Origin of the sequence: Paenibacillus kobensis NBRC 15729 (assembly GCF_004000825.1) — a bacterium.
GTDB classification, from domain to species: Bacteria; Bacillota; Bacilli; order Paenibacillales; family Paenibacillaceae; genus Paenibacillus_T; species Paenibacillus_T kobensis.
Window position 1 is genome coordinate 15,317 of the sequence record NZ_BILZ01000009.1, and the last position, 15,065, is coordinate 30,381.

General features: G+C 56.4%; 10 protein-coding genes. 5 read left to right on the plus strand and 5 right to left on the minus strand.

Annotated features, from left to right (window positions below):
* Positions 1-633: 633 nt before the first annotated feature.
* From PKO01S_RS08195 to PKO01S_RS08215, 5 genes are all read right to left on the minus strand, one after another.
* Positions 634-1,302, minus strand: a complete 669-nt coding sequence (locus PKO01S_RS08195; RefSeq protein ID WP_164779532.1) for a phosphatase PAP2 family protein — start codon at positions 1,300-1,302, stop codon at positions 634-636.
* Positions 1,303-1,319: 17 nt separating this feature from the next.
* Positions 1,320-3,230 carry an LTA synthase family protein gene (locus tag PKO01S_RS08200; protein WP_246070488.1) on the minus strand — a complete coding sequence of 637 codons (1,911 nt, stop codon included), beginning with the start codon at positions 3,228-3,230 and terminating at the stop codon, positions 1,320-1,322.
* A 223-nt stretch (positions 3,231-3,453) separates the two neighbouring features.
* Positions 3,454-4,938 (minus strand): aminomethyl-transferring glycine dehydrogenase subunit GcvPB, encoded by a 1,485-nt coding sequence (gcvPB, locus tag PKO01S_RS08205; protein ID WP_281278837.1) that lies wholly within the window; start codon positions 4,936-4,938, stop codon positions 3,454-3,456.
* The gene (gcvPA, locus tag PKO01S_RS08210; RefSeq protein WP_127530845.1) at positions 4,935-6,296 is read right to left on the minus strand and encodes an aminomethyl-transferring glycine dehydrogenase subunit GcvPA; all 1,362 of its coding nucleotides are present in this window, start codon (positions 6,294-6,296) and stop codon (positions 4,935-4,937) included. Before gcvPA ends, gcvPB begins: the two co-directional genes overlap by 4 nt.
* A 5-nt stretch (positions 6,297-6,301) precedes the next feature.
* Positions 6,302-7,570: a glycine cleavage system aminomethyltransferase GcvT gene (locus PKO01S_RS08215; protein WP_127530846.1), complete on the minus strand. Its 1,269-nt coding sequence runs from the start codon at positions 7,568-7,570 to the stop codon at positions 6,302-6,304.
* A gap of 144 nt (positions 7,571-7,714) precedes the next feature.
* On the opposite strand from PKO01S_RS08215, the gene gcvH reads away from it, so the two are divergent.
* The 5 genes from gcvH to PKO01S_RS08240 all read left to right on the plus strand — a co-directional run bounded on the left by gcvH (position 7,715) and on the right by PKO01S_RS08240 (position 14,910).
* Positions 7,715-8,113: a glycine cleavage system protein GcvH gene (gcvH, locus tag PKO01S_RS08220; protein WP_127530847.1), complete on the plus strand. Its 399-nt coding sequence runs from the start codon at positions 7,715-7,717 to the stop codon at positions 8,111-8,113.
* Positions 8,114-8,226: 113 nt separating this feature from the next.
* Entirely contained in the window at positions 8,227-10,290 is a 2,064-nt protein-coding gene (locus PKO01S_RS08225; protein WP_127530848.1) for a putative bifunctional diguanylate cyclase/phosphodiesterase, read from the plus strand.
* 540 nt (positions 10,291-10,830) lie between these two features.
* Positions 10,831-11,211: a VOC family protein gene (locus tag PKO01S_RS08230; RefSeq protein WP_127530849.1), complete on the plus strand. Its 381-nt coding sequence runs from the start codon at positions 10,831-10,833 to the stop codon at positions 11,209-11,211.
* A 74-nt stretch (positions 11,212-11,285) separates the two neighbouring features.
* Positions 11,286-13,103, plus strand: coding sequence for an ABC transporter ATP-binding protein (locus PKO01S_RS08235; RefSeq protein ID WP_127530850.1), 1,818 nt, complete (start codon positions 11,286-11,288; stop codon positions 13,101-13,103).
* The gene (locus PKO01S_RS08240) at positions 13,024-14,910 is read left to right on the plus strand and encodes an ABC transporter ATP-binding protein (RefSeq protein ID WP_127530851.1); all 1,887 of its coding nucleotides are present in this window, start codon (positions 13,024-13,026) and stop codon (positions 14,908-14,910) included. The genes PKO01S_RS08235 and PKO01S_RS08240 overlap by 80 nt, the downstream gene beginning before the upstream one ends.
* Positions 14,911-15,065 lie beyond the last annotated feature (155 nt).

Here is a 15,065-nt window from a genome sequence, read left to right on the forward strand (position 1 = left end):
ATCTGTAGCGACACAATCTGTGTCGTTAACGGCACGAGCGAACGCGGGTTGGAGCTGTAGCGACACAATCTGTGTCGTTAGCGGCACGAGCGAACGCGGGTTGGAGCTGTTGCGACACAATCTGTGTCGTTAACGGCACGAGCGGACGCAGGTTAGAGCTGTAGCGACACAATCTGTGTCGTTAACGTCTCGAGCGAACGCGGGTTGGAGCTGTAGCGACACAATCTGTGTCGTTAACGGCATGAGTGAACGCGGGTTGGAGCTGTAGCGACACGATCTGTGTCGTTAGCGGCACGAATGAACGCAGGTTAGAGCTGTATCGACACAATTTGTGTCGTTAACACCTTGAGTGAACGCAGGTCCGCGTCGCTCTTTCTGGTTCTGTTTACTGTGTAAATAACTGCCGAGCAACGGAGCAGGCGGATGATTCTGAAGAAACGAAGTGGTCGCCTTTGTGCCCGGATTGTACCGCTGAGGCGGTATTACAAGTTCAAAACAATCCGGGCACAACAGCGATCGTAAGAACATTCGCCTGCGCAGTTGCCCTGAGCAGAACATTTAAAATAAAAAGAGCCGTCCCCAAATTTTGGGGACAGCCCAATGAATGTTAAAGATTGCCGTGATACTGCCGAGTTAAGCATCCACTCCGCGCTGCGTCTGTCTCATGCCGATCGTGCGAGGCAGGAGAACGATAACAAGCAAATACATCACTTCAACGAGCGTGATCGCGCCGACGACATCCCATACCACATGCTGTTTCACAAGCAGCGTGGACGCGATGATCGTCGTCGACATACCGTAGATGAGCACCCGATTCAGCTTATTGCGTGCAGGACTTACGGCAAGCAGCCGCATCATCAAGTAGCTGGAGAAGCAGTGAATGCTCGGGAAACAGTTGAACGGTTTGTCCCGCTCATAGACGTAGCGGGCAAGCTGCGAGAACACGTCGCTGCCGACGATGTCCGGACGCGGAACCGTGGTCTGGAACACCGAGTAAATCATGTAACAGCTCAGGGCGCACAGCGTGTACATCAGAATGCCGCGGTAATACGATGTACGGTCTTTGATGAAGAAATAAATAAGACAAATGTAAATGTAGATGATCCAAACCGAGTAGGGAAGGAAGAATCCCTTCACGAACGGAGTGGACCGGTCGAAAGAAGTCACGAGACTATGAACTTCGACGGTTGGCTGATTAAACATTTTATATAAGTAGCCGAGGACAGGGAAGACAAGCATCAACAACAGCGGCGCGAGAGAAGCAAGCTTCTCCCGGTCCAGCCGTTTAGCCCATACTGGCATATTGCAATTCATCTCCTTTATTTCGGTATTGCGGTTGCGGTGCGGTTCGCTCCTGGCTGTGCTTTCGCATCGTTCGCAACGGAAGGGAGCGACTTCACGTAGCTGTTAGACAATTTAAGCAATTCGAGGGCACGGTCGAAATCGGCCTTCGGCGGATATGGCGCCTGCTGCGGATCGCCCGGCAGCGGGTAGACGATACCATCCTTAAACTGCTCGCCCGGCACGAAAATGCTCTTATCGTTAATGAACGAGCCTGAAGGCAGATAGTACCGCTCTGGAAGCAGGTTCGCCGAATGATTGAGCAGATCCTGGCCAAAATAAATCTGATCCCGAATCGGTAGACCAGCCAGATTGGCGATGGTCGGCAAAATGTCGATCTGTCCTGCCGTCTGCGGGCTGACTTCTGGAGTTAGCGCGCCTGGTGCGACGACGAACAGCGGAATGTTAAGCATATCCGTATACGAATATTTCCGTCCTAGAACCGATTGCAGCAGCTCGCGGTCTGTATTGTCCAGCGAATAAATCGGCAGTCCCATGTGGTCGCCGTAAATAACGAGCATCGTGTTGTCCCAAATGCCGTATTCCTTCAGCTTGCTGATCAGAAGGCCAAGCGCCTCGTCGGTGTAATGCTGCGACTGAATGTAGTCGCCTGCGAATGTGTCCTCATATTGTGCAGGCAGCGGCAGCTTAGGCATCGATTCCGGCAAGAAATTGAACGGATGATGCGACGACATGGAGATCATGTTCGCATACACCGGCTTCCCTGTCCGGTTGATCTCGGCAATCTCTTGTACCGCCTTATCGTATAGAATCTTATCCGACGAACCGAAAGCGATCGTATCTTCGGTGCCGTACCAGCTCTTGTCGTAATAATAATCGAAGCCGAGCGCTTGATACAGCTTATCGCGGTTCCAGAACTTGACGTCGTTCGTATGGAACGTTGCGGTCAAATAACCGGCGTCCTTAAAATATTTCGGCAGCGAAGGAAGCGAATAATCGACGTATTCATCGGTCGCAGCGCCAACAGGCGGCACGTAGAACGAAGTGTTCGTCAGAAACTCGGCATCCGATGTGTTGCCCTGTCCGGCCATTTGGAACATATGGTTGAAATAAACGGCTTCTTTTTTCAACTTGTTCAAGTTCGGCGTTACTTCTTGTCCTTCGACGTTTAAGTCGATCAAAAAGTTTTGGAACGCTTCGAGCTGAATAACGATGACGTTCCGGCCTTTCGCTGCGGCGAAGAGACGCGGCTCGGCGGTCGTATCGATTCCTTTGAGCGAATCGATCGTTTGGCGAGTTACTTCGGTTGAACCGACGGTCCGTTCCATATCGGATGTCGATACGATTTTGTACAGCTCATAATTAATAATGCCCATCTCTTCCGTCTGGCGCACCTCGTTGATGACGCCCTCGTGCTTCACGATCGTAAAGACGGATGCGGCGGCTGCGACGACAAGCAGGCCTGCCGCGATCGGACGAGATGCTTGGACGCCCGCGATCTTGTTCCAGACGCGCGATTTGCGGCTGAACGTCAGCATCAGGCCGATCAAGACAAGATCGATGAAGATGAGCAGGAACGACGCGTGCATCAACTGGAATACGCTGCCCTTCACTTCGCCGACCTGACCGACCTGAGCTAAGGCGTGATACGTGACGATGATGCCAAAATATTTGTAATACATAATGACTGCAAAGTAAACGCCCGTTAACAACAAGTTGACGGCTAAATATATGCCCAACTTTCGTTTGGAAGCCAGCAGTTCAATAATGGCGAAGATCGCCCACACGATCGGCAGTTCCGTTAGAAGAGGCTTCCAACTGAATACCGTATCGTAAATGACCCCCCATGACATATAGAACTTAATGATAATAAATATTGTGAATACGAAGAACGGACTCAACAGCCATTTGCTCCAATTCCGACTCAACCCGACCCCACTCCGATCTATCCGTCATCATATGTTAACCAAGTAATAAGTTTATCGATTCACGAGACTAAATACAACTCGAATATAATGACGGTATTGCTAGCAGGTTGTGAATGGATGCAATGACTGATCGAACGACCATACTTTTCCAATGAAAACGGATAGGTTGATTATATTCGAAAGCTTCCATAAAGGCGCTAAAGTTTTGTCTAAAAATGATTCGTTATCCGCAATCGCAATGGAGAACAGGCTTGCGCGCGGCAAGCGTTTCGTCCAATCTGGCGGTTTCCGTTCGGCTTGGCGCCTGCAGCACGGTATCCGGCTCATGCTCGGCTTCCCACGCGATACGCAGCATCACATCAATGAACCGGTCTAACGTTTCTTTGCTCTCGGTCTCCGTGGGCTCAATCATAATACTTTCCTCTACGATAAGGGGGAAGTAGACGGTTGGAGGATGAAAGCCGAAGTCGAGCAGCCGTTTGGCGATGTCGAGCGTGCGGATTCCGAACGCTTTTTGCCTCGTGCCGGACAAGACGAATTCATGCTTGCAGATGCGAGGATAAGGCACGTCGTAAGCGGCGGACAGTCTGCTGAGCATATAATTGGCGTTCAGCACGGCGCATTCCGACACGCGGCGCAGGCCAGACGGGCCATAGGAGCGGATATAGGCATAGGCGCGAAGCAAAATGCCGAAGTTGCCGTGAAACGGCTTAACACGGCCAATCGAATGGGGACGCTCGTCATCGAAGAAGTATGTCCCGTCCGCTCGCTGGCTGATGAGCGGTGCGGGGAGAAAAGACTCGAGCAGCAATTTCACGCCGACGGGACCGGCGCCTGGACCGCCTCCGCCGTGCGGCGTGCTCATCGTCTTGTGCAGGTTGAGGTGCACGACATCGAAGCCCATGTCGCCAGGGCGGGCGATGCCCATGATCGCGTTGGCGTTCGCTCCGTCGTAATAGAGCAGGCCGCCAGCCTCGTGAACGATGGCGGCTATTTCCGCAATATGCTCCTCGAACAGGCCGAGCGTGTTCGGGTTCGTGAGCATAAGCGCGGCGGTATCGGGACCAACCGCTGCGCGCAGCGCATCAAGATCGACCAAGCCGCGCGCGTCGGATTTCAGCGTGACGGTCGTATACCCGGCAGCCGAAGCGCTTGCCGGGTTCGTGCCGTGCGATGAATCCGGCACAAGCACTTTCGTCCGCTGCTCGCCCCGGCTTTCATGATAGGCGCGAATCATCATCAGCCCGGTCCATTCGCCATGAGCGCCAGCTGCTGGCTGCAGCGATATCCGGTCCATGCCAGTTATGGCGGCTAAGTCGTTCTGCAGCGTGTAGAGCAGCTCTAATGCGCCTTGTACGGTATCTTCTTGCTGATAAGGATGAATGCCGCTGAAGCCGGGAAGCTTGGCCGCATCCTCGTTCAGCTTCGGATTGTATTTCATCGTGCATGAGCCGAGCGGGTAGAAGCCGTTATCGACGCCGAAGTTGCGGCGCGATAAGGCGGTATAGTGGCGGACGACATCGACCTCGTATACCTCGGGGAGGGAGGCTGGTTCCGTGCGAAGCAGCGCTGCTGGAATGCGCTCTTCCGGCGCCAGCTCTGGCACATCACAAGCCGGCAAGGAACAGGCGATCCGGCCGGGCCGGCTTAAGTCGAAGATGAAGGGCATGTCAACGTCCGGAAGGGGCGGTATACGGTTCGTTGTCATTGGAATTCCCCCAGTCGTGCGACCAATCGGTCGATATCGGAGCGCGAGCGTTTCTCCGTAATGGCCAGGAGCATGTGGCCTGCAAGCTCGGGATACGATCTGCCCATATCGTAGCCGCCGATGATGTTATCGGCCATCAGCCTCCGGTTCAGGTCTGAACAGGAAACCGAGTCCGGCAGCTTGATCATAAATTCGTTGAAGAAGGGAGCGGCTGACGGTGTGCTATAGCCGGGAAGCGCAGCGATGGCGTCCGCTGCATAGTGCGCCTTGCGCATATTGAGCAGTGCTGTTTCCCGTAGGCCCTGCTTGCCCATGACGGACAAGTAGATGGCGGCGCACAAGGCAAGAAGCGCTTGGTTCGAACAAATGTTGGACGTCGCCTTCTCCCGCCGGATATGCTGCTCCCGGGCCTGAAGCGTGAGCACGAAGCCGCGTTTGCCGCTTCGGTCGACCGTCTGGCCGACGATTCGGCCGGGCATGCGGCGCATGAGCGGCTCGGATACGGCGAAGAAGCCGCAGGTCGGCCCGCCGAACGACTGCGGGATGCCTAGCGGCTGGGCGTCGCCGACGACGATGTCAGCCCCGAGCTTGCCAGGCGGCTGCAGGAGGCCGAGCGACAGCGGATTAACGCTGACGGCCAGCAGGCTGCCGCTAGCATGAGCTATCGGCTGCATCGCGGCAATATCCTCAATGCAGCCGAAGAAGTTCGGCGACTGGACGATGACGGCAGCTGTCCGGTCGTTGACCGCCTGCTCTAGCAGGGCGTGATCGGTCGTACCCGCGGCGGAGCAAGGCACTTCCGAGACTTCGATGCCAAGCCCGCGCGCCATCGTCTGGATGACCGCCCGCGTCTCGGGATGGACGCCGCGGGAGACGGCGAGTTGGCTGCGCTTCGTTGCGCCGGCTGCGAGAAGACCCGCTTCCGCGAGCGCCGTCGAGCCGTCGTACATGCTCGCGTTGGCGACAGACATCCCCGTCAACTCGCATATATACGATTGAAACTCGAATATGGCCTGCAGCTCGCCTTGGCTGATTTCCGGCTGATAGGGCGTATAGGCGGTATAAAATTCGGAGCGGGATATAAGATGGCCGATTACGGCCGGAATGTAGTGATCATATATGCCGGCGCCGAGAAAGCTGGCGTATTGGGAGGCAGCCGTATTGCGAGCGGCTAACTCCTGCAGGTGAGCCCATAACGAGGGCTCATTGAGCGGCGCTGAGACCGGGAGTTCGCCGTTATACCGCAGCGAGTCCGGTATGTCGCGGAACAGCTCTTGGATATCGGCAACGCCGATCGCTTGCAGCATTTCGGCCTCGTCCTGCCCGGTCATCGGGATATAACGATGCGAGTATTGCATGGCAATCACCTTCCGTCGGTTGATGGGCGGGACCGGCTGTAGAACGGCGTCGGGACGACGACCGCCCGCAGCAGCGTTCCGCGTACGTCGACCGTAAGCTCCGTGCCGATGGCGCTGCAGCTTGCGTCCAGCAGCGCCAGGCCGATGTTGCGACGCAGCGTGGGCGAATGCGTGCCGGAGGCGACGAAGCCCGCCGGAGCGCCGTCCTTAAAGACAGCGCAGCCCGCGCGGGGGATGCCGCGCTCCGTCAGCTCGATGCCGGCGAGCCGTCGGGCCGGACCTTCGTCAAGCTGGCGGAGGAGGGCGCCGCGTCCGATGAAGTCGCCCTTGTCAAACTTAACGAAGGCGCGCAGTCCCGCTTCGATCGGCGTAATCGTCTCCGACAGCTCGTGCCCGTGCAGCGGCAGCTTCGCCTCCAGCCGGAGCGTATCGCGGGCGCCGAGTCCGGCAGGCTGCAGGTCGAGCTGTTCGCCGGCCAGCAACAGCCCGGACCAGAGCGCAGGTGCATCGCCTGCGGTTGTATAGAGCTCGAATCCGTCCTCGCCGGTGTAACCGGTGCGGGAGATCAGAGCAGGTACGCCGCATACGCTGCAGGCGTATAGGAATTGGAACGGAGCGAGCTTCGCAATGGCTGCCGCTTGAGCTGGACCGTCGGTGCATGCGCTCGCGCCTGTGCCGATGCCAATCGAACGGATGAACTTGGCTGGAACGGCAACTGGGCTTCCGCTCGCGGTGTTCGGTGTGTCTTCCGTGACAGCATGACTGGCTGCGTCTGCTGTCACAGTACTGCAGGCAGCAGTTAGAACCTGCAGGGCGTTCGGCCCTTGCAGAGCCAGCAAAGCGGTCGCTTCGGTCACGTCCTCCAGCATGACATCGCCGAGCAAATGCTCGCGCAGCCATTCCAGATCGGCGGCCGTGTTCGCCGCATTCACGACGAGCAAATATTGATCCGCCGTCAGGCGGTATACCAGCAGGTCGTCAATGACTCCGCCGGCTGGATTGCACAGCATCGTATATTGGGCGCGGCCGTCTTTCAAGGAGCCGATGTCATTCGTCGTGAGACGCTGCAGATAGGTCTCTGCGAACAGTCCCGTCACGATCATGCGGCCCATGTGAGAGACGTCGAACAGCCCGGCGGCTTGCCGGACAGCATCATGCTCCTTCAGCGTGCCTGCGAATTGCACGGGAAGCTCCCATCCCGCGAAGTCTACGCACCGCGCACCTTGATGCCGGGCGTAGAGAGGATAGAGGGGCGTTCTTTTGCGCACGGCCATTGTGGGTCACCTCATTCTATATCGGATGATGATAGGAATCGGGAAGGGCTATCAGCGGCTGGTCCGTCATATCAGTGATTAAGGAGCAAGAATGGCAGGACGGCAAAGTCTGTTGTATATGCATACGCGGGGAGGATGTTGAACATGAGCGAAGTAAGACCGGAAATGCGGTATACGGAGGAGCATGAATGGGCGGTGCTGACAGCCGACGGCGTGATTCGGGTTGGGATTACCGATCATGCGCAGTGTTTGCTAGGCGATATCGTGTATGTCGACCTTCCTGCCGTCGGCGCGGCTGCGGCGGCGATGCAGCCGGTCGGCACGATCGAGTCGGTGAAGACGGTGTCGGATCTGTTCAGCCCGGTCGACGGCGCGGTCGTTCGGGTCAACCAAAGCTTGCAATCCACGCCGGAAGCCGTGAACGAACAGCCTTATGATGCAGGGTGGCTTATTGAAATCCGGACAGCAGGCGATCCGAATGAGGCTATGGAACGACTGCTCACGGCGGATCAATACCAAAGACTGCTGGATCTGATACCTTAGTACCATACGAATTAGCCATAATGTCATAAAATGTGGATGTAGCTCCGGTGAAGTAGGTGTATAATCTTACCTGAACTATCGGGTCGGACACGGAGGGCATCGGAGGAAACATCATGATTTTATTACAGGGAACTTACAACGCAGAGGTCGTACTGTTGTCGATACTTATCGCCATTTTATCTTCTTATTCGGCGCTTAATATGGCTGGGCGCGTCTGGCAGGCGCGTGGCAAGTCCAGGTGGGGTTGGTCCATAGCCGGTGCTGTCGTGATGGGATGCGGGATATGGTCGATGCATTTTGTCGCCATGCTGGCATTCCACTTGAACGCGCCGGTTAGCTATAACGTCGGGGCAACGGCATTATCGATGCTTGCGGGCATTTTATCTTCGTTTATCGCTTTTTATTTGACGCAGCGTGAGGATGTTCATATCGGACGGCTTGCGGTCGGCGGCATCATCATGGGAGCCGGGATCGCAGCTATGCACTACATCGGCATGTCAGCTATTCGAATTCCAGGCGGCAAGATGAGCTACGACCCGTTCTATTGGGGATTGTCGGTCGTTGTGGCCATCGTAGTCTCTTATGCGGCGCTGCTGCTGTTCAACCGGTTCCGGGGCGGTCTGGGCGGATTGTACATCCAGTCGTGGAAGTGGGCAGCGGCGGTCTTGATGGGACTCGCGGTATGCGGCATGCACTATACGGGGATGCTGTCCGTTTCGTTCTGGTGCGGTCCGGAGGGTCCTTTGACGGAGTCGGCTTCGGCCAACCAATATTTGTTGTGGGCGGTTACGCTGGCGATGGGCGTGCTGCTTTCCGTATCTTGGGCTGCGACGTATGTCGACCGGACGGTGCTTGAGCGGATGGCTTATCAGGATCAGTTAACCGGACTGCCGAACCGGTATGAGCTTGGCAGACGGTTCAACTCGTTCCTCCACCGGACGGACAGGGGCGCGGTGCTGTTCATCGATATTGATCAATTCAAGACCATTAACGATACGCTTGGCCATGACGTAGGCGATCTGCTTGTCTTGGACGCTAGCCGCCGGTTAGCCGCCATGTCCAATGACGGGATCATGGTATTCCGAATTGGAGGCGACGAATTTCTGCTGCTTGCGGAAGGCATCGACCGGGACAAAGCCGAGCAATTGGCGCAACGGCTGCTGACGCGGATCAGCCAGCCGTTCTATATTGACGGCAATGAGCTGTTCGTGTCTTGCAGCATCGGAATTGCGATGTATCCGGAGCATGGGAACGACCACGCGGCGCTGCTCCGGACGTCCGACACGGCGCTGTACGAAGCGAAGAACGGCGGGAGGAACCGCTACCAGCTGTTCAACCCGGAGATTCAGCAACGGCAGCTTCGGCGCATGCAGTTGGAGAACGATTTGCGCAGCGCGATGGAATATGGCGGACAGTTCAGCGTACACTACCAGCCCAAATGGGATACGCAGCTCGCTCGTCCGGTCGGCTTCGAGGCGCTGGTCAGATGGAAGCATCCGAAGCTTGGCTTCGTGTCGCCGGCCGAGTTTATTCCTATCGCCGAGGAGACGGGGCTTATCGTCGGGCTGTCCCGCTTCGTTCTGCGTCAAGCGTGCTGGGACTGCATGCAGTGGGAGAAGGCGGGATACGGGCAATTGACCGTCTCGGTGAATACGTCGGTCCGTCTGTTCGACAGCCAGAACTTATTCGACATGGTCGAAGAGAGCTTGCTCGACTTCGGACTGGCGCCGGAGCGGCTGGAGCTCGAAATCACGGAAACGATCGTCATTCACGATATGGATGAAGTCATCCGACAATTGAACCGGCTGCGGGATCTTGGCGTCAAAGTGTCGATGGACGACTTCGGCTCGGGTTACTCGTCGCTCGGCTCGCTGGACCGTATTCCGCTCGATGCCGTCAAAATCGACCGGATGTTCATCAGCCAGAGCCACATTCCTTCCAAGAGGGCGATCATCAAAACGATCGTCACGCTGGCGCAGCAGCTCGGGCTCGACAGTGTAGCGGAAGGCGTCGAGGACTTGGACCAGGTCAAACTATTGAACGAAGCAGGCTGCACCATTATCCAGGGCTATTATTTCGGCCGCCCGATGAGTATGGATCAGCTGCTCTCTTACTTGCATGACCTCCGCTTGCTGCCATCGGATATGGAAGCGGCGGCAGGGTTGGAATCGGAATAAAGGAATAGAGCGTTTCGCATTGCGTACTCATTCGATTGCCGGATGGGGCGCGGGCGAAACGCTTTTTAATTGGCGGGCAGAGGCGGGGGGCAGCGGCTGATAAGAGACCTTCGGGGACTCTTAATGACTGGAATGGCGGGAGAACGGCGGATGAAGAGACCTTTGGAGTTACTTAATTGATTGGCGCGTGGTGTAACAACAATTAAGCCCCCAGAAAGGACTCTTAATGCTCAGCAATAGGCGAAAGTAGCGGTCGAATGAGCGGGTAAGAGACCTTCGGGGACTCTTAATGACTGGAATGGTGGGAGAACGGAGGATGAAGAGACCTTTGGAGTTACTTAATTCATTTGCCCGCCATGCAGATAGATAGGCAATTCGAACAAAGAGGGAGATAATACTAGCTTTCTGACGGTATGACCTATAAAATGGAAGTGTGTAATTTTGAAACAGTGTTTCGCTTAATGAAACAATGAATGGTGAAACAATGACCTGTAAACCAACGATCTGTAAAACAACGATCCGAATGAGGAGGGCATCTGCATGACATTCCATTATCATGGCATTGACCACGTCCAATTAGCTGCACCAGCAGGCCGCGAGGAGGAGGCGCGAAGCTTTTTCACCGGGCTGCTAGGCTGGAAGGAAATTCCGAAGCCCGAAAGCTTGCGCAAGCGCGGCGGCGTATGGTTTCAATGCGGCACGCATCAGGTTCATATAGGCGTCCAAAACGATTTTGTGCCGGCGAAGAAAGCGCATCCTGCTTTTCATGTGAGCGGCATTGCACAGCTGCGCGTTCACCTTGCCGACAACAACGTTGTAATCATTGACGATGAAGTGCGCGCCGAAGAGGGAGTCAGACGATTTTTTACCCAGGACCCTTTCGGCAACCGCATTGAGTTTCTCGAATGGCTCGAAACCTAATCAGCGGCCTCGCATCATAAGGTAAAGGGTCGAGCTTCACACGGACACCACATCACGATGAACGGAGGGAGTGTATGAAAGGAACTGCGCTGCTAGCCACTTATTTTCGGCGGAACAAGTGGCTGTATACGCTGGCGGTTGCTGTTATGGCTGCGGGCAATATGATCTACGCCTTTTATCCGAGAGTGCTCGGCAGTTTTACGGACGAATTGAAGCAAAGCGGTCTGACGAAGCATTCGGTCGTGGCTTACAGCATCGAGCTGCTTGTGATCGGCGTCGCGTACGGTCTGCTGTTTGGCGTGGGGCAGCTGTTGAACCATCGGCTGGGGAGAAGATTCGAAGCCGAGATTCGGGAGAAACTGTTTGCACAGTTCACGCGATTGAGCGAGGCGTACTTCGCCAAGCATGGCGTGGGCAAATGGCTCAGCTACGTTCTGAGCGACGTATCGAGCATTCGAGAAGCGATCTGCGGCGGAATCAACCAATTGACGAACGCCACCTTCCTGTTCATCACATCGGTCGTCATGATGGCAGCGTCCGATATCCCGGCAAGACTGATGCTCGCATGTATCGCGCCGATGCTGGCCATTCCGGTGATGGTTGTCTACTTCGGGCCGATGATTCGGCGTCGTTCGCATGAAGTGCAGGAGGCAATCGCCGGGATGACCGCGTCCGCGGAAGAACAGTTCGGCGGCATACGCGTGACGAAGACATTCGCGGCGGAACGGACGGCTCAGCAGCGGTTCGGCGAATCCGTTAACCGTGTGAAGCAGAAGCAGCTGCGGCTCGTTCGCACGTCTTCGTTGTTCCAATCGGCTATTCCATTCTCCGGCGCGCTGTCGCTCGTTGTTGCAATAGTATACGGCGGCTATATGGCCAGCCATGGCCATCTCACCCTAGGGGCTTTCGTTGCGCTAACATTGTATTTGCGCGTCGTTATGACACCCCTTCAACAATTTGGCACCGTCATTAACCGGATGCAGCAGGCGAGAGCGTCGCTGGACCGATTGAATACTCTTCTCGGCGAGACGCCGGATGTAAGAGACGCGGACGACGCTGTCGAGGTGCAGACCGAAGAAGCAGATCTCATCGTCGAACGGCTCACGTTCAGCTATCCAGAGTCGAGGCGGCCGGCGCTGCAGGACATCTCGTTCATGCTCCGGGCAGGAGAGACGCTTGGCATCGTCGGACGGACAGGCAGCGGCAAGACGACGCTCGCTAAGCTGCTGCTCCGTGTCTACGAGCCGCCGGCAGGCACAATAGCGATCGACGGCACGGATATCCGCACCGCAACGCTGGCCAGTCTGCGGGAGGGGATTGGTTACGTTCCGCAGGACGGCTTTCTGTTCAGCGAGACACTTCGCGACAATATTGCGTTCGCAGACCGCACGGATACCGGGCAAAGGGTGGAAGCAGCGGCAAAATCGGCTGCGGTCTACGACAGCATCATCGGGTTCCCGGACGGCTTCGATACGAAGCTTGGCGAGCGGGGATTGACGCTGTCTGGAGGACAGCGTCAACGAACAAGTCTTGCACGGGGACTATTCAAGGCTGCTCCCGTGCTCATTCTTGACGATAGCGTCAGTGCGGTGGATGCCGTGACGGAAACGCGAATCATCGAGCAGTTGCGCGAAGGCCGGGCGGGGCACACGACCATTGTTATCGCCCACCGGATTAGCGCCGTGAAGCATGCGGATCAAATCATCGTGTTGGAAGAAGGAAGAATCGCCGAGAGAGGAACGCATGATGAGCTTACGGCACTAGGCGGCCGATATGCCTCGTTGCGGGCGATACAAGAGGAGGGGGCAGACGATGGCGAAGGAGAGCAGCAAACAGAGCGAACCGGGGAAGGGCCGGCAGCAGACCAGCAGCCAGCCGCCGCAAGACGCTAAGCCGGACGGAGAAGCGAAGGGCAATGCCGCCCCGAGCCGAGGCGCTGCTTTTCGGGCGCTTCTAAGCTATGCCCGCCCGCACCGTTGGATGTTCGCCGCCGTATTCGGCTCCGCATTGCTGGCGATATCGGCCGATTTGCTGCAGCCGTATTTGGTCAAAATCGCGATCGACGACGGACTGCTGACCGGTCAGCACGGCATGAGGCGTCTAATGACGCTTGGCTCCATTTATTTGCTGATGGCGGTTGTCAGCTTCGGATTCGGTTATCTGCAGTCGGTGCTCATTCAGCGAATCGGCCAAAGCATCGTGGCCCGGCTGCGCGGCGATTTATTCCAACATATTACCGGCCAATCGATGTCCTTCTTCGACCGGCATCATATTGGCAGTCTCGTGACGAACGAGTCGAGCGATACGGAGACGATCAGCCAGTTTTTTACCCAGGTGCTTGTCAGTCTCGTGCGCGACGGGCTGATGCTGATTCTTGTCGTGGCGTTCATGTTCTCGCTCGATGCGAAGCTGGCTGCGCTATGCATGCTCCTGTTCCCTGTCATTATCGCCATTGCGGTCGTATTCCGGAGAGCTCTGCAGCAGTCGTATAAACGCGCAAGGTCGCAGTTGTCGCGCGTCATTGCATTCGTGGCGGAAAATTTGTCCGGCATGAGCCTTACGCAAGCATTCCGGCAGGAGAAGGAACAAATGCGGCGGTTCAAAGACCGCAACGCCAGCTATTTGCGCGAGAGTATCCGGGAAGTGACGACTTCGGTTTCGTTCAACCGGACCTACGATACGCTTGGCAACGTCGCGGTCGCGCTCGTTGTCTGGCTCGGCGGCATGGCCGTACTTGATCATGCGCTGGAGTTCGGCGTGTTGTACGCTTTTATCAATTATATCCGCCAGTTCTTTCAGCCGATTAACCAAATGACGCAGCAGTGGAACACGCTTCAATCGACGTTCGTGTCGGTGGAGCGACTTTGGCGCATATTCAGCACCGAACCTGAAGTTCAGGAGCCGGCTGCGGATAGAACGGTTCAGCCTAAGCATGCCGACATTCGAGGGGAGATTGAGTTCCGCGGCGTCACATTCGCCTACCAGGAAGGCCGGAATGTCCTTCACGGGCTTGATCTGCATGTGAAGCCGGGTGAATTTATCGGCATCGTCGGCACGACCGGAGCGGGTAAAAGCTCGCTCGTCAACTTGCTCGCCCGTTTCTACGATGTGCAGAGCGGAAGCATTACGATTGACGGCATTGACGTGCGGCGGCTGCCGCAGCAGCAATTGCACCGGATCGTCGGGCTCGTCCAGCAAGAGCCGTTCTTGTATTCCGGATCGATCATCGACAACGTCAGATTGTTTGATGCAACGGTCACGCGCGAGCAGGCCATCGAAGCCTGCCGGCTTGTCGGAGCTCATGCGATGATTATGAGGCTGAAGAACGGGTACGATACGTTGTTGTCGGAACGCGGCAGCGGATTGTCGGCAGGCGAGCGGCAGTTGCTGTCTTTTGCCCGAATCGTCGTTCATCATCCGCGTATCCTCATTCTCGACGAGGCGACGGCCAATCTGGATTCTCACACCGAACGGCTTATTCAGCAGGCGCTGCAGGTCGTGTCCGAAGGGCGGACAACGCTCGTCATTGCTCACCGTCTGTCTACGATTCAGCACGCGGACCGGATCATCGTGATGCGCAGCGGCGAGATCGCTGAGCAGGGAACGCATGAGTCGCTCATCGGGCAGCAGGGTTATTATGCGGAGCTTCATGAGCACTCGCGCAAGGGCGGGCACGCAAGAACGGCGGAAAGCCGGTAGCGGCACACTTGTCCGGTGAATTCGCCTTCCGGCACACGGTACGCGGTTATCATACGTAGGCTGTTAAATCTCATCGTCTCTTTGTCCGCAAGCAATAGAACGGGATACGGATGTTTCCAGCCGCTTCGATGTATACTACAGGAACGCAATTGCGT